Source organism: Dokdonia sp. R78006 (genome assembly GCF_042466145.1).
In the GTDB taxonomy this organism is placed as follows: domain Bacteria; phylum Bacteroidota; class Bacteroidia; order Flavobacteriales; family Flavobacteriaceae; genus Dokdonia.
Map to the genome: position 1 here is coordinate 1,158,013 of NZ_JAXHBU010000001.1, position 14,801 is coordinate 1,172,813.

At 38.2% G+C, this 14,801-nt stretch carries 15 protein-coding genes; 6 read left to right on the forward strand and 9 right to left on the reverse strand.

All coding sequences use genetic code 11. The features are described from left to right. Positions 1-42: 42 nt before the first annotated feature. Together SJY37_RS05265 and SJY37_RS05270 are read left to right on the forward strand one after the other, a co-directional pair. Positions 43-1,191 carry a PAS domain-containing sensor histidine kinase gene (locus SJY37_RS05265; RefSeq protein WP_298323255.1) on the forward strand — a complete coding sequence of 383 codons (1,149 nt, stop codon included), beginning with the start codon at positions 43-45 and terminating at the stop codon, positions 1,189-1,191. A 23-nt stretch (positions 1,192-1,214) separates the two neighbouring features. Further along, the gene (locus SJY37_RS05270) at positions 1,215-1,631 is read left to right on the forward strand and encodes a response regulator (RefSeq protein ID WP_298323252.1); all 417 of its coding nucleotides are present in this window, start codon (positions 1,215-1,217) and stop codon (positions 1,629-1,631) included. On the opposite strand, the gene SJY37_RS05275 is transcribed toward SJY37_RS05270, so the two are convergent. The 6 genes from SJY37_RS05275 to SJY37_RS05300 all read right to left on the reverse strand — a co-directional run bounded on the left by SJY37_RS05275 (position 1,628) and on the right by SJY37_RS05300 (position 8,177). Then, the gene (locus SJY37_RS05275; protein ID WP_298323250.1) at positions 1,628-2,263 is read right to left on the reverse strand and encodes a lipoprotein signal peptidase; all 636 of its coding nucleotides are present in this window, start codon (positions 2,261-2,263) and stop codon (positions 1,628-1,630) included. The two genes, SJY37_RS05270 and SJY37_RS05275, sit on opposite strands and share 4 nt — an antisense overlap. A gap of 34 nt (positions 2,264-2,297) precedes the next feature. Continuing rightward, the gene (locus SJY37_RS05280; RefSeq protein WP_298323248.1) at positions 2,298-2,924 is read right to left on the reverse strand and encodes a hypothetical protein; all 627 of its coding nucleotides are present in this window, start codon (positions 2,922-2,924) and stop codon (positions 2,298-2,300) included. Between the two features lie 98 nt (positions 2,925-3,022). Further along, positions 3,023-3,406, reverse strand: coding sequence for a TraR/DksA C4-type zinc finger protein (locus SJY37_RS05285; RefSeq protein ID WP_035335029.1), 384 nt, complete (start codon positions 3,404-3,406; stop codon positions 3,023-3,025). Between the two features lie 2 nt (positions 3,407-3,408). Next, positions 3,409-6,816 (reverse strand): isoleucine--tRNA ligase, encoded by a 3,408-nt coding sequence (gene ileS, locus SJY37_RS05290; protein ID WP_298323245.1) that lies wholly within the window; start codon positions 6,814-6,816, stop codon positions 3,409-3,411. Positions 6,817-6,922: 106 nt separating this feature from the next. Next, positions 6,923-7,558, reverse strand: coding sequence for a porin family protein (locus SJY37_RS05295; RefSeq protein ID WP_298323243.1), 636 nt, complete (start codon positions 7,556-7,558; stop codon positions 6,923-6,925). A 28-nt stretch (positions 7,559-7,586) separates the two neighbouring features. Next, positions 7,587-8,177 carry a carboxymuconolactone decarboxylase family protein gene (locus SJY37_RS05300; protein ID WP_035335022.1) on the reverse strand — a complete coding sequence of 197 codons (591 nt, stop codon included), beginning with the start codon at positions 8,175-8,177 and terminating at the stop codon, positions 7,587-7,589. A 106-nt stretch (positions 8,178-8,283) separates the two neighbouring features. Here SJY37_RS05300 and SJY37_RS05305 point away from each other — a divergent pair, with 106 nt between their 5' ends. From SJY37_RS05305 to SJY37_RS05320, 4 genes are all read left to right on the forward strand, one after another. Continuing rightward, on the forward strand, positions 8,284-8,736 hold the full coding sequence (locus SJY37_RS05305; protein ID WP_035335019.1) for an OsmC family protein: 453 nt from the start codon (positions 8,284-8,286) through the stop codon (positions 8,734-8,736). 4 nt (positions 8,737-8,740) lie between these two features. Next, positions 8,741-10,282, forward strand: coding sequence for an SPOR domain-containing protein (locus tag SJY37_RS05310; RefSeq protein ID WP_298323236.1), 1,542 nt, complete (start codon positions 8,741-8,743; stop codon positions 10,280-10,282). Next, on the forward strand, positions 10,282-11,976 hold the full coding sequence (gene recJ / locus SJY37_RS05315; protein WP_298323233.1) for a single-stranded-DNA-specific exonuclease RecJ: 1,695 nt from the start codon (positions 10,282-10,284) through the stop codon (positions 11,974-11,976). Before SJY37_RS05310 ends, recJ begins: the two co-directional genes overlap by 1 nt. Positions 11,977-12,173: 197 nt before the next feature. Next, positions 12,174-12,368: a hypothetical protein gene (locus tag SJY37_RS05320; protein WP_298323230.1), complete on the forward strand. Its 195-nt coding sequence runs from the start codon at positions 12,174-12,176 to the stop codon at positions 12,366-12,368. A 64-nt stretch (positions 12,369-12,432) separates the two neighbouring features. On the opposite strand, the gene SJY37_RS05325 is transcribed toward SJY37_RS05320, so the two are convergent. Genes SJY37_RS05325 through SJY37_RS05335 form a run of 3 tightly spaced genes read right to left on the reverse strand, consistent with a single transcriptional unit; the run spans position 12,433 to position 14,631 of the window. Further along, on the reverse strand, positions 12,433-13,365 hold the full coding sequence (locus SJY37_RS05325; protein ID WP_379952864.1) for an alpha/beta fold hydrolase: 933 nt from the start codon (positions 13,363-13,365) through the stop codon (positions 12,433-12,435). A 45-nt stretch (positions 13,366-13,410) separates the two neighbouring features. Further along, positions 13,411-14,172, reverse strand: a complete 762-nt coding sequence (locus SJY37_RS05330; protein ID WP_298323842.1) for a UDP-2,3-diacylglucosamine diphosphatase — start codon at positions 14,170-14,172, stop codon at positions 13,411-13,413. 6 nt (positions 14,173-14,178) lie between these two features. Further along, the gene (locus SJY37_RS05335) at positions 14,179-14,631 is read right to left on the reverse strand and encodes a 6-carboxytetrahydropterin synthase (RefSeq protein WP_298323224.1); all 453 of its coding nucleotides are present in this window, start codon (positions 14,629-14,631) and stop codon (positions 14,179-14,181) included. Between the last annotated feature and the right edge of the window lie 170 nt (positions 14,632-14,801).

Here is a 14,801-nt window from a genome sequence, read left to right on the forward strand (position 1 = left end):
TATGAATATTATGGTATATTCATCACTATATAACTTATAGTGATGAATTTATCTAGATTGTCTTTAAAGGGAAAAAAGAATGCTGCCGTAGAAAATAATACAGCGAGCACTTCCGATTATTTTTCGATGGATAATTTCTACTATAGACAGATTTCTGAACTTACGGGAGCAGGAGGATGGAGTGTCGATTTTAAGAATAAAAAGAGCTTCTTTGATGAGCAAGCAAGAAATATTCTTAACGTACCTAAAGACTATAAGCCCACATTAAATACTGGTTTTAATTTTTATGCAGAGGAGCATATGGATAAAGCCACAGCACTCTTTTTTGATTGTGCTCAAGGAAAATCTTTTTCTACTCATGTAAAGATGAGAACCTATGATGGAGAAATATTCTGGGCAAAAGCAAGTGGACGTCCTCTTAGGGATAATGATAGGGAGATTATAGGCATACGTGGGGTTTTTCAAAATATTCATGAGGAGAAGCTTCGTGAAGAACAGTTAGAGCAGTCTTTTAGATTAATACAAGGACACAACTCAAGGCTATACGATTTTGCTCATATTATTTCTCATAATTTGAGATCCCAAGTTGGAAACTTACAAATGTCTGCGGCGCTATTTGACACCTCAAACCTAAGTGCAGACCAAAACGAATTACTTCAGAATTTTACAAAAATTGGGAAGAGTCTAGATATCACCTTAAAACATCTCAATAAGATAGTAAGCGTACATAGCGTAGCTAGTAAAACTAGAGATAGCGTTGTAATTGATGAGGTATACAAGCGCGTAGTCGCCGGATTATCGCAAACAATTAGAGAAAATAAGGTCGTGATGTATACAGATTTCTCAGAAGTAGAGGAGATCCCATACATAGAAGCGTATCTAGAAAGTATTTTGCAAAACTTAATAACAAACGCAATACGATATAAGCATCCAGATCGTGATCCAGAAATCTCTTTATATACCTATGAAGAAAATGGAAAAGTACACCTTCTTGTAAAAGACAACGGATTAGGAATAGACTTAGAGAAGCATGGAGAAGAGCTTTTTAAAATCTATAAAACTTTTCACGGTAATGATGATGCCTTGGGTCTAGGCTTGTTTCTCACTCGTAATGAAGTAGAGGCAATGGGTGGAGAAATCAACGTAGAAAGTAAAGTAGGTAAGGGATCAAAATTTATAGTAACGTTATAATAAACCAGCACACACCATTAACAATGGCAGAATATCCGATAGAAATAGCATGTATAATTGACGACGATGAGATGTATGTAAGTTTAATCACAAAGGTGATAGACATACGTAAACTTGCAAAAAATCTTATCGTTTTTAAAAATGGCGAGCAAGCTCTTGATTACTTCGTCAAAACATTCTTACATAAGGAGAAACAAGCTATCCCGCAAATAATCCTGCTGGATCTCAACATGCCGGTAATGGATGGTTGGAAGTTTCTAGAAGAGCTTAGCAAGTACAACTTTCCAGCACTTAAAAATAGCACGCTATATATTGTAAGCTCCTCTATAAATCCTGTTGATATAAAGCGATCTCAAGAATTTAATCTAGTAAAGGACTTCTTAGTAAAACCTATTGGTCTTGACGACCTAGCAGCGGTCTTTAAAAAGAAAGTGGCTTAAGCTACAACCTTATTATCCTTCTCGTCCTGAGGAAATACTCTTTTATTAAATACAAGCAGTATTCCTACTCCAGTGCTTATTGCCATATCTGCTATGTTGAAGATAGCATTAAAGAAAGTAAATGTTTTACCACCTAAAAATGGAACCCATTCTGGCCACATTGCATCTTGAATAAACGGGAAATACAGCATGTCTACCACTTTCCCAAAAAGCGGATCTGCATATCCACCACCATCAGGCATAAAAGTTGCAATCTGACTCGTTGTACTCTCGCTAAAAATAGATCCATAGATAAGCGAATCTATAATATTACCTACTGCTCCAGCAAAGACGAGTGATAGTGCAATCACAAGAAGCTTAGGTGCGTTATTTACTGCAGATTTGTATAGGTAGTACCCAATTACAGGTGCTATGATAAGTCTAAAAAGTGATAGGGTGATCTTACCATATTTGCCAGGCAACTCAACTCCCCATGCGGCTCCTTGATTTTCAACAAAAAAGATTTGAAACCAGTCTAAACCAAAAACTTGGATACTCTCACGTAAGTAAAAGTTAGTTTTTATATAAACCTTCAATACCTGATCTACTAATAAAATCAGGAAAACAATAAGGGCGACTTTCTTAAGAGACATAATTATTTTTTGACAAGGGACAAAAATAGGTTATTCACAACGATTTTACTATCGTGATATCACCATGTATACTTTCTAATGTTATAGGTGATCCTAGTGTGATTTCTGGGGATATAACGATAGTTCCGTTACGAGATTGTGCAGTAATACTCGCTTTATCAATATCAAGATAGATACTTCCAGAGATGGTGTTTATAGTTGCGCTTTCGCGAAAGCGGAATCCTTCTCCCTTAAAGTGTCCTCTTCCCAAATCCATGTGTACTTGCCCGAAGGTTCCTTGCGTATCTACACCTGCAAGTGTACTATACACAGATATGTCTAGTCCTACAGGAACAGTTATTTCAAGCTCAATAGCCATCACTTTATGCGCAGAGAGTTTATCATTAAAAGGCTCGTAATCTGGTGTCTTGCCCGTAGTAATTTTAAGCACGTTTTTGGCGATATCAGTGTTTAATAAGGTAGACGCAAATATTTCTCCGTCTATAATGGTATGCACGGTAATTTGATCAGTATCTGCAGCGGTAATTGTAATCTCAAAAATCTCATTACTATTAATGTATAATTCTTTTATACTCGCAGCATCATAGGTTTGCGACAGCCGCTTTTGAGCAACCATAGCAGTAGTAAATAAGGTAAGTAATAAAGCGAGAGATATTCTCATTATAAAAACTTTGTAAAAATTAAAAGCGCTCAGAGAGCGCTTTTTTATAACATCCTTTTGAGAATGGAGTACTTTGTAATTTTAATCTAAGAAAGGACTTACGCCTGCATATTCTTAGCCTCAATACTCAATGTAGCGTGTGGTACTAACTTTAATCGCTCTGGATTAATAAGTTTACCAGTCACACGACAAATTCCGTAAGTCTTATTCTGTATGCGTGTAAGTGCATTTTTAAGATCACGTATAAATTTTTCTTGACGTATAGCAAGAGCGCTGTTTGCCTCCTTACTCATCGTCGCACTACCTTCCTCAAAAGATTTAAATTGTGGAGAGGTGTCATCTGTACCATTATCTCCATCATTGAGATAAGCACTTTTGATAAGCTCAAGATCGTGTTGTGCTTTATCTATCTTTTTAAGAATGAGCTGCTTGAATTCCTCAAGTTGCGCATCATTAAACCTTTCTTGTATATCGTCTGCCATTACTAGTGTTTTGAAATGGATAAAAATGTTGTTATGTCGTCAAAAGCAATCTCCAGTCCATCACTTAATGTAGGTACTAGTTCTAGAGAATCTGCTAGTGTTTCTGCTTTAATATAGTCTGCGTTAGTCAGTACTGTCTGAGCAATTGACGGCTCTTCTTGTAGCTGTATATGGATGCGATCTGTCACTTCAAATCCAGAGTCCTTACGTAGATTCTGTATACGGTTAACCAATTCTCGTGCCACACCTTCTTTTTTGAGCTCTTCACTTATCGTAACATCTAGAGCTACTGTTACTCCAGCATTACTTGCAACTAGCCACCCTTCAATGTCTTGCGATGTTATCTCAACGTCACCAGCCTGCAAAATAGTATTTTCTCCATTAATTTCGACGGTTAATTCTCCATCTTGCTCAATTTTTGCAATATCCTCAGCTTGTAGTGAGTTTATCTTGCTAGCAATGAGCTTCATGTCCTTCCCAAAACGAGGTCCTAATACCTTGAAATTTGGCTTAATTTGCTTCACTAAGATCCCAGAATCGTCAGAAATAAGCTCAATCTCCTTAACGTTTACCTCAGATTTAATCAAATCAGCTACGGCCAGGATCTCATTCTTATCATTTTCATTAAGCACAGGAATCATAATACGCTGTAAAGGTTGGCGTACTTTAATCTTCTCTTTTGCTCTTAATGAGAGTGTTAATGAGCTTACTATTTGTGCTTTTTGCATTTTATGCTCAAGAGCAGCATCTATATAAGTTGCATCACTCACTGGGAATTCTGCGAGGTGTATGCTCTCAAAATCTTCTTTTCCAGTAGCAGCGTTGAGGTCTTTATAGAGTTTTTCCATAAAGAATGGTGCAACAGGAGCACTAAGCTTTGCTACGGTCTCAAGACACGTATATAATGTCTGGTATGCAGAGATTTTATCTGTGGCATATTCACCTTTCCAGAAACGTCTTCTACTTAATCTTACAAACCAGTTAGATAGGTTTTCTTGTACAAAGGCGTCTATCGCTCTAGTTGCTTTGGTAGGCTCATATTCTTCATAAAACTTATCTACAGTTGCGATAAGACTATGAAGTTCTGATAGTATCCATCTGTCTATTTCAGGTCGTTGAGAAAGTTCTATTTCCGCTTCCGCGAAAGAGAAATTATCAAGATTTGCATACAGCGCAAAGAAGTTATATGTGTTGTAAAGCGTCCCGAAGAACTTACGCTTCACCTCTTCTATTCCCTCTAAATCAAACTTGAGGTTATCCCAAGGGTTTGCGTTAGAAATCATATACCAGCGCGTTGCATCTGGTCCGTATTTTTCTAAGGTCTCAAAAGGATCTGTCGCATTACCAAGACGCTTAGACATCTTTTGCCCATTCTTGTCAAGTACAAGTCCGTTAGAAACTACATTTTTATAAGCAACATCATCAAAGATCATCGTTGCAATAGCGTGCAATGTATAAAACCATCCACGAGTTTGGTCTACACCTTCGGCTATAAAATCTGCTTTACGCCAAGTGTCTTCTACGAGCTCTTTATTTTCAAAAGGGTAGTGCCATTGTGCATATGGCATAGATCCAGAGTCAAACCATACATCTATAAGGTCTGCTTCACGTGTCATAGGCTGCCCACTATCTGAGACTAGCGTAATTTTATCGACAATGTTTTTATGGAGATCTACAAGCTCGTAATTTTCCTCACTCATATCGCCCACTTTAAATCCTTCAAAAGGATCTGCATCCATCACACCTTTATCAAGTGCTTTTTGGATTTCGGCTTTAAGTTCGGCTATAGAGCCTATGAGTATTTCTTCTTTTCCATCTTCGGTACGCCATATAGGAAGCGGTATTCCCCAGAAACGGCTACGTGATAAATTCCAGTCGTTTGCATTTGCAAGCCAGTTCCCAAAGCGTCCTTCTCCTGTAGACTTAGGTTTCCAGTTTACGCCAAGGTTAAGCTCGTGCATACGATCTTTAAAATCGGTCACTTTTATAAACCAAGAATCTAGCGGGTAGTAAAGTACCGGCTTATCTGTACGCCAGCAGTGTGGGTAACTGTGCACGTACTTTTCAACCTTAAAGGCTTTGTTTTCTTCTTTTAAGCGTATCGCAAGTTCCACGTCCATAGAACGTTCTGGAGCCTCACCATCTGCATAGTATTCATTCTTAATGTACTTGTTTCCAAACTCTTTGAGCTCAGGACGAAATTTCCCCTGAAGATCCACAAGCGGCACAAGGTTACCATCTTCATTTTTAATAAGAAGTGGCGGAATTTCTGGTGAAGCTAGTTTTGCAACCAAAGCATCATCTGCACCAAAAGTAGGTGCCGTGTGTACAATACCTGTTCCATCCTCTGTAGTTACAAAGTCTCCTGCAATTACTCGGAAGGCATCTTGAGGATTATCATTAGGTTGTACAAAGTCAAATAGTTGCTCGTAGCGAAGTTCAAGAAGGTCTGCTCCTTTAAATTCTCTAGCTATGTAGTATGGAATTTTTTTATCTCCAGCATTGTATGCGTCCAGTTCTTCTTTAGCGGCAGCGAAAACAAATTTCTTATCAAACTGCTTAGAGATTAAATTCTTTGCAAGGATAACTTTTACTGGCTCAAATGTGTACTGGTTAAATGTCTCAACGAGTACATAATCTATCTTCTTCCCTACGGTAAGTGCCGTGTTTGAAGGCAGTGTCCATGGTGTCGTCGTCCAGGCGATAAAGTAGGTCTGCCCATCTGCAAGTTCTTTTGCAAGTGGGTTTTCACCTTGATCTGTGATTTTAAATTGTGCAACCACCGTAGTATCCGTCACATCACGGTAACAGCCAGGCTGGTTAAGTTCGTGAGAGCTTAATCCCGTTCCCGCCTTAGGAGAATACGGCTGGATGGTGTACCCTTTGTATAGTAAATCTTTGTTATAGATTTGCTTAAGTAGCCACCATACGGTTTCCATATACTTGGCCTTGTAGGTGATGTATGGATCTTCCATATCTACCCAGTACCCCATCTTTTCTGTAAGGTCATTCCAGATGTCTGTATAACGCATTACGGCTTTTTTACAAGCTTCGTTATACTCCTCTACAGTGATTTTTGTACCGATATCCTCTTTGGTAATACCAAGTTCTTTTTCAACACCAAGTTCTACAGGAAGTCCGTGTGTATCCCATCCCGCTTTACGCTTTACCTGAAAGCCTTTCATCGTTTTATAACGAGGAAAAATATCTTTAATCGCACGTGCTAGTACGTGGTGTACACCCGGTAGTCCGTTTGCCGAAGGTGGTCCTTCAAAAAACACATACGGTTTTGCTCCTTCTCGAGAAGTAACCGACTTCTCAAAAACGTCATTTTCTTTCCAGTAGGCAAGTACCTCGCTAGCGATGTTAGGAAGGTCTAATCCTTTATATTCAGTGAACTTAGCGCTCATTTTGTAGTCTTTAAATGTTGTGCGCGAATTTACGAGATTTTTAGGCAATAAAGAAGTGCCTCAAGATGATAACATCTTGAGGCACTTCTTTGAAATCTATTAATGACTAAAGTCTGTAAGCAAGCCCCAGTTGAAATACTGAAGCCTTCACAGAATTTTGATTAGTAAGACCTCTAAAGTAGCCTAATTCAATCATCATATTCTCCGAAGCTTTATAGCCTATTCTTGCGCTTGCATCAACCCCTATTTTATCATCATCTTGAAATCGAGAAACTACTAGCTCATCACCGTTCTCTACTTCTGTTTCGAAGTTTAGTGTGTAGGTAATTTGCGGACCAAGAAATAAGCTAAAGTCACTACCAATCTTATATTGTAATAGTATAGGCAGCAGAAGCTTACTCTGTTTTACATTTACATCTTCTTCATTCTCAAAAAATGTAGGGTCGTTTTGATCAAATACTAGAACTTGACTATAATCTATGTCTAGTTTAGCTCCTTGACTGCTGTAAAGTAATTCTGGTTGTAGAGAGAACTTATCACTGAGGCTAATGTTTATAAAACCACCTGCATAAAAGCCAACTTTGGCATTAAAATCTAAAAAATCATTGTTTGAATCTTCAAATTCATAAATGAGATTAGCGTAATTGAGTCCACCTTTTATGCCATAACTTATATCATTTTGAGCATAAGAAACTGCAGCTATAAAAAGGCAAATTGTTAATGAGAAAATTATTTTTTTCATTCTTTTAAATTAAATTTCAAATATAAACTTACACGTGTTTCCCTACTTCAAAACCGTGCTTTCCGAGGTATTGATTTCCAGAATCTATGGCATCCTCTTCTAATGTAGTTCCCATAGAGTCGTTCCAGCGGTTGAGGTATCCAAAGAGTGAAATCACCCCAAGCATTTCTACAATCTCACCTTCATCCCAGTATTTGTATAATTCCTCCTTGATTTTTGCGTCTACGGCATTTGGCACTTGACTTGCTGCAAGTGAAAAATCAAGCGCAGCACGCTCTGCATCAGAAAAAGCAGCGTGATGTCTGTATTCCCAGATGTTATCTAGTTGTTCTTGCTCTGCTCCATAACGCTCTGCAGCACGTATGGCGTGCGCCTGGCAGTAACGACATCCAGTAGCATTACTAGATACCCAAGCAATCATACGTTTTAATGCAGAAGTTACTCGGCCTTGATTTGCCATTACGGCTTTGTTAAGATTTATAAATGCTCGTGAGATATCTGGACGACGCTGCATGGTAAGTACCGAATTGGGACAAAAGCCTAGTGTCTCATTAAAAAATAGCGCAAGTTCTTTGGTTGTCTCATCATGTTCGGCAGAGAGTGGTGTTACTAATGGCATCGTATATATTTTAAATTAATGTTCTTATTTACGCTTTCGCGAAAGCAATATAGGCATTTTATCTACCAATTTTGTACCTTCATATTTCAAGCAAAACACACATAAAATGGCTGGACATACAGTAACTACAATTTATAAGCAAGGAATGCAATTTGAAACAGATAGCCCTACGGGTTATAAGGTTTTAATAGATACTTCTCCAGAAAATGGAGGTAATAACGATGGAATGGGGCCTAAGGCGATGATGCTTTCTGGTCTTGCGGGATGTACTGGTTTAGACATTGTTTTTGTGCTAAATAAAATGAGGGTAGACGTACCTAAATTTAAAATGATTGTAAAAGGAGAACTTACAGAGGAGCACCCTAAAACATATCACACCGTATGGCTAGATTATCACTTTTATGGTGATGACTTAAATGAAGAAAAAATCCAAAAAGCAGTAACACTCTCTGAAGAGCAATACTGTGGAGTGATGGAAATGTTCCGAAAATTTGCCGATTTAAAAGTAGGCGTACACTTTCACGCACTTTCTGAATTAAATGAAGAGAGCGAAAACTAGAAAAATGAAAAAACTATTGAGTTTCCTGTGCATACTTCCAATAATAGCGTCTGCTCAGGATTCAAAAACTTTTACTAGAGATAAGGAATTTTACATACGTGGCAACACTGCCGTGGTGGGTAATAATATATTAAGCAAAGACTCAGAAAAACCATTTAATGATCTCGAGAAAATAAACGATGAGTTCAAAATGCGCTATGTGGATATTGATAATGATCAAAGCACATGGAGTTCAAGTAGCGCTCACTTAGCGTTGAGAGAAGGAGTAAAGGTTGTGTATGCTGGATTATACTGGTCGGGAACTTATCATGGTGAGCGCAGTGGAAAACGTCTCAAAGATGGTCAGGTTTACCACAAAAAACTAGACGATCGTGCTCATGATATAAGAGCCGTAAAATTAAAATTACCGGGCGGCACGTATGAGAATATACAAGGCTCGCTCATTTATGATGGCGAGGATGCGACACATAACTCTATAAGCTCTCGAGCGCCTTATGCATGCATGGCAGACGTTACAGCATTAGTACAAGGTGATATTAATGGCCAAGTGACTGTAGCAAATGTAAGTGCAACCCAAGGTGAAATCATAGGGGGGAGTTCTGCTGGGTGGTTGTTGTATGTGGTGTATGAAGATGAGACACAGCCCTTACAATATGTGACTACCTTTCACGGATTTGAATTTGTAAATAAAAAAGCTATCGAAGTCGATTTTGGTAATTTTCAATCTTCAGAAAAGGGAGAGTTAGAAACAGCGATTACCATTGGAGCTTTAGAAGGTGATGGCACACTAGGTCGTGATGAGATCGGTATTTTTGATCCTAAAACGAAGGTTTTTGTTACGCTAGATAATAGCGTGAGAGCATCAAGTAATTTCTTTAATAGCACCATAACTATTAATGACAAGAGAGCCACAAATAGAATTCCTAATAGTCTAAATACGTTAGGCTTTGATCTTGCAAAGATAAAGATCCCAACTGCTCAGAATACGATTATAGCAAATAGTACAGGAGGAGTAAAAATGAGATTTAAGACAAGATCAGATCGGTTTTTCTTATTCTTTACTGCATTCCAAACAACGATAAGTGAGCGTTATTATAAAGAGAAAAATAACAATGCCACTAGCGTTGCCTCTACTGAGCAAGTGGTAACGGCGCAACCACCTAAGAAGGTGATCACAAATCAGCAAGTAGCTATTGCGGTACCTCCAGCTCCAGACGAGCCTAAGCCAGCATATGTTGCGCCAGAAGTTGTAAACAAAGAACTTGCTTCGCTACTTGAAAAACCGTCGCTTAAGGTTGAAAATATAGGAGCCGGATATTACGTAGTGACTAACGTATTTTCAAACGCTACAAATGCCGAAAACTGGATGGCTATTCTTACTGATAAAGGTTTCGAACCTCAAATGTTCTTCCGTCCAGATAATAATTACTTTTATGTGTTTGTAGATGCTGGAATGAATGCAGCAGCACTCTATAAAAAACTTGAAGAAGTAAGAACAATGCCCGACTTAAAAGAATCATGGATGCTTAAAATTAATCTTGATTAATGCGTTGGACTTTAAAACCAAAACCAGAAGCACAAAAAGTTACTAATCTTGCTAAAGAACTTGGAGTAGAGGAGCCTATTTCTCGTTTACTCATACAACGTGACATAGATACCTTTGAAAAGGCAAAACAATTTTTCCGTCCGTCTCTAGATGACTTACATGATCCATTCTTAATGAAAGATATGGATGTTGCGGTGGCACGTATTGAACAGGCAATAGCTCAAGGCGAAAATATTCTCGTTTTTGGCGATTATGATGTAGATGGTACCACGAGTGTCGCGTTAATGAGCTCTTATCTCGATACCATTCATCCACAGGTGGCGACTTATATTCCGGACCGTTATGCAGAGGGTTATGGTGTTTCTTATATGGGGATTGACTTTGCTGCAGATAATGATATGACACTCATTATCGCACTAGATTGTGGTGTAAAAGCGATTGAGAAAGTGGCTTATGCAAAAGAAAAAGGAATCGACTTCATTATTTGTGATCACCACAGGCCCGGTGATCAGCTGCCAGATGCGGTTGCTATTTTAGATCCAAAAAGAGAAGATTGTTCATACCCATATGATGAGTTATGCGGTTGTGGTGTAGGTTTTAAACTTATAAGTGCAATTGCGCTTTCGCGAAAGCAAAACTTTGAAGAGCTTCTTCCTTACCTAGACCTTGTTGCTACGGCAATAGGAGCAGATATCGTACCTATTACAGGAGAAAATAGAATCCTTGCTTACCATGGATTAAATGTGATAAACCAAGCGCCTCGGGCAGGTTTTGAAGCCATTATAAAGCAAGTCAAAAAGCAAACGCTTACCATCACAGATGTAGTTTTTATCATAGGACCGCGTATAAACGCCGCGGGAAGAATGGTACACGGTAACCATGCCGTAACCTTATTAAGAGAGACAAACCTTGATGCGGCCATCAAATTTGCATCAGAAATAGAGCAATATAACTCCGACCGAAAGGAAGCAGATAAGAGTATTACCCAACAAGCCCTTGATCAAATTATAGAGAGCAAGGAAGAGGGAAATAAAACCACCGTTGTTTTTCAGGAAGACTGGCATAAAGGAGTGATAGGGATAGTAGCTTCAAGATTAATAGAAACATATTACCGTCCTACGCTAGTATTTACAAGAAGCGGAGATAAATATGCTGCCTCTGCAAGATCTGTAAAAGGTTTTGATGTGTATAACGCCTTGCATGAATGTGCTGAGCATATAGAGCAATTTGGTGGGCATAAATATGCCGCAGGACTTACACTAGCTCCAGAGCAGTATGAAGCATTTAAAGAAAAATTTGAACAGGTGGTTGCTGCTAGTTGTGATGAGCGCTTGCTGGTTCCAGAAATTGCCATTGACTCAGAGATAGACCTTGCAGATATCACGCCGAAATTTCACCGTATTTTAAAGCAGTTTGCTCCTTTTGGACCTCAGAATATGTCACCTACATTTATGACTCAAAACCTAGTAGACACAGGTTATGGTAAAAAAGTAGGAGCAGATCAAACACACCTAAAAGCTACCGTAGTACAGAATAATAGAGGGCAACGTATAGGGTGTATAGGTTTTAATCTAGGAGATAAATACGAACTAATTGAAGATAAAAAAATCTTTAAGGCTGCATACTCCCTTGATGAAAATGAATGGAACGGGAATGTGAGTTTGCAGTTGCGATTAAAAGATATTAAAGCCTAAGATCAAATTTTTCATTTGATAAGGAATAATTAATCTGCGCGCATAGTTGTTAAAATAAAAGAGCATGTATATGCCTTGTCTAGTGCAGGGGGTTTTCTTGCTTCATTTAGAGTATTATTCGAGAAATATGTTAAAAATTTGTGATATGGGTTATTTTTTCTTAAATTTATGTTAACACTTAACATAGATACACCATTATGGCAACCACAAAAAAATCAAATAATGAGATATACGAAATCATTGAAGTAGCATTAGTGACCTTTTGTTTGGCCATAGTAATGATTGTATTTTATCAATACAATGATTCAAATGCTATTGAAGATGCTCATTCTTCTTTTGCAAGCTCTATGGATACTTGGGACAAGCAAATAACGAGTACAATAAATAATTAAAAGGCTCCATATCTATTTAAAAGTAAAAACCCCTTCAATTGAAGGGGTTTTTACTTTTTAAGTTTTATTTCAAAAAATCCAAGATTAACTTGACAACCTCCTTGGGCTTTTCCTCTTGAATAAAGTGCTTTGCTTCTATAATATGGAAGTTCTCATCGTTAACTTGTAGGTTCTTTTTAAGCCCTTCTTTTTGAGGTTCTATGAGTAGAAAGGAATCATTACCACCCCATATTACTGCCGTAGGGATATCCAGTTCTTTTATCATATCGCTATAATCTGGCAAGTCATTACAAGTTTGTGTAAAGAAGTAATACATGCCTCTAGTTTTTCCTTCTCTTAGTGGTGTTTTATAACCAATAATATCTTCCTTGTTGAGGTTGTTCTCCATCATTCCAGACTTAAAAAGCTTCTTAAGCATCATGTTTGTAGTAATGCCGTTGCGATAGCTCCACATTGCGGTACGCGCCATAAAACCTTTTTTAAAACGAACAGGAGGCTCGAAGCCTTCTTCATAAATGATGGTATTGAGAAGCACGAGTCGCTTTACTTTTGATGGGTTTTCCTTTAAAAGTTCCCATGTCCATAAGCCACCTGCGTCATGCATAACATGCGTCCAGCTGTCTATGTTTAATGATTCCATAAGTGCTAGAAGACGCTCTGCGTGCTCCTCCTCAGAGTATATCTCATAACCCATAGGATTATCACTATTACCATAACCTAGCATGTCTGGCACAATCACTCGGTAACCTTGAGCTACAAGTGGGTCAATCATTTTTCTATATAACCATCCAGAAGTAGGCACACCATGTAATAAGAGTATGACTTGATTTCCTTGACCGCGATCTATATAGGTAATAGCGCCATCACTAGATGTAAATGTTTTCTGTTCCTTTCTAAAACTATCATAGGTAGTCTGTCCTTCTCTTAAAATCGTAGATTGATAAGGTTTACAAGAAAATAAAGCAAAACCACATAGGGCAATAAGAAGTAAACGCATGGATAAGTATTTGCTTAAAGATAACTAAGCAAGAAGTTTTACAGACTATTCCTTCTCAAATTCCTTGAGTTCAAATCCATTTTCATCATATACTCCATAAGTGTAATGATGTATCCAGTCTCCTAGATTATAATATGTGGAGCTCTCGCCCACTTGGATAGTCATAGGTAAGTGACGGTGTCCAAAAATAAAAAAATCAAAATGCTCCTTCTCTAGTTTGCGCTTAGCATACGTAGCCAGCCATTCCTGATCTTCGCCTAGAAAAACGTGGTCATCATCACCAGAGATGAGTTTGTTTTTTACAGACATGTATTGAGCAATTTTCATCCCAATATCTGGATGTCCCCAGCGAAAGAGCCACTGAAAAAACTTCCCTCTAAACACCTTTTTCATGCGCTTGTAACCCATGTCTCCAGGACCTAATCCATCACCGTGACCTAAAAAGAACTTTTTATCATTTATTGTAAAAACTTCCGGATCATGATAAACAGGGATACCTAGCTCATCTTGAAAATAGCCGTTCATCCAGAGATCGTGGTTACCCACGAAAAAGTAAATCTCAATACCTTCGTCACGCATCTCTGCTAGTTTACCTAGTGTGCGCACAAAGCCTTTAGGCACTACAGTCTTATACTCAAACCAAAAATCAAAGAGATCTCCCATTAAGAAAATAGCTTGTGCGTCCTTGCGTGCCATCTCTAGCCATAGCAAGAATTTACGTTCACGAGGGCGACTTTCTTCCATAGTAGGAGCGCCCAAGTGATTGTCACTTGAGAAATAGATTTTCTTTCCTTTGGGGAGTGTTATCTTCATTTAATCTTGATCTGCAGCGTGCCATTCGGCATAGCTGGTTGCCGTTTCAGAGAGGCGTAGTGAGTGTAATTTTATAGTGTCTGGTAAAAATGATTGAATTTTTGCAGCAAAGTCTATTACCATCATTTCACTTGTAGGCTGATAGTCTACTAGAAGCACATCATGACCGCGGTCAGATAGTTCCTTTGCAAGCTCTACGTGCGGTGTGTTTTTATTAAAAACGGTAGCGTGATCAAAAACGTTTACAATCTCACGATTTACAATTTTCTTTAAATCGCCAAAATCGATAACCATCCCCAGTTTAGCATTACCTGTATCAGAAATAGGCTGTCCTATCACGGTAACACTTAGTTTGTAACTATGGCCGTGCACATTTTTACACTTTCCATCATAGCCATATAAGGCATGACCAGTCTCAAAGGTAAATTGTTTTGTAATTCTAATTTTTGACATACTGTATTATTGGTTTCCGCTTTCGCGAAAATTGAAACTTAAACGACCTAACGTCTGTTTCTAAATTTGTTGTACAAAACTACGATAATCAATACAAGTCCCAAGATTAGGAACAAACCGTTACCGCTTAAAAAGCTCATGAAGTCCATAATAATCTGTATTTAAAGATT

What these genes read in the sequence shown, in the direction of transcription:
- SJY37_RS05265 (WP_298323255.1), top strand. Translation starts at nt 43, where the DNA reads ATGAATTTATCTAGATTGTCTTTAAAGGGAAAAAAGAATGCTGCCGTA.
- SJY37_RS05270 (WP_298323252.1), top strand. Translation starts at nt 1,215, where the DNA reads ATGGCAGAATATCCGATAGAAATAGCATGTATAATTGACGACGATGAG.
- SJY37_RS05275 (WP_298323250.1), bottom strand. Translation starts at nt 2,263, where the DNA reads ATGTCTCTTAAGAAAGTCGCCCTTATTGTTTTCCTGATTTTATTAGTA.
- SJY37_RS05280 (WP_298323248.1), bottom strand. Translation starts at nt 2,924, where the DNA reads ATGAGAATATCTCTCGCTTTATTACTTACCTTATTTACTACTGCTATG.
- SJY37_RS05285 (WP_035335029.1), bottom strand. Translation starts at nt 3,406, where the DNA reads ATGGCAGACGATATACAAGAAAGGTTTAATGATGCGCAACTTGAGGAA.
- ileS (WP_298323245.1), bottom strand. Translation starts at nt 6,816, where the DNA reads ATGAGCGCTAAGTTCACTGAATATAAAGGATTAGACCTTCCTAACATC.
- SJY37_RS05295 (WP_298323243.1), bottom strand. Translation starts at nt 7,558, where the DNA reads ATGAAAAAAATAATTTTCTCATTAACAATTTGCCTTTTTATAGCTGCA.
- SJY37_RS05300 (WP_035335022.1), bottom strand. Translation starts at nt 8,177, where the DNA reads ATGCCATTAGTAACACCACTCTCTGCCGAACATGATGAGACAACCAAA.
- SJY37_RS05305 (WP_035335019.1), top strand. Translation starts at nt 8,284, where the DNA reads ATGGCTGGACATACAGTAACTACAATTTATAAGCAAGGAATGCAATTT.
- SJY37_RS05310 (WP_298323236.1), top strand. Translation starts at nt 8,741, where the DNA reads ATGAAAAAACTATTGAGTTTCCTGTGCATACTTCCAATAATAGCGTCT.
- recJ (WP_298323233.1), top strand. Translation starts at nt 10,282, where the DNA reads ATGCGTTGGACTTTAAAACCAAAACCAGAAGCACAAAAAGTTACTAAT.
- SJY37_RS05320 (WP_298323230.1), top strand. Translation starts at nt 12,174, where the DNA reads ATGGCAACCACAAAAAAATCAAATAATGAGATATACGAAATCATTGAA.
- SJY37_RS05325 (WP_379952864.1), bottom strand. Translation starts at nt 13,365, where the DNA reads ATGCGTTTACTTCTTATTGCCCTATGTGGTTTTGCTTTATTTTCTTGT.
- SJY37_RS05335 (WP_298323224.1), bottom strand. Translation starts at nt 14,631, where the DNA reads ATGTCAAAAATTAGAATTACAAAACAATTTACCTTTGAGACTGGTCAT.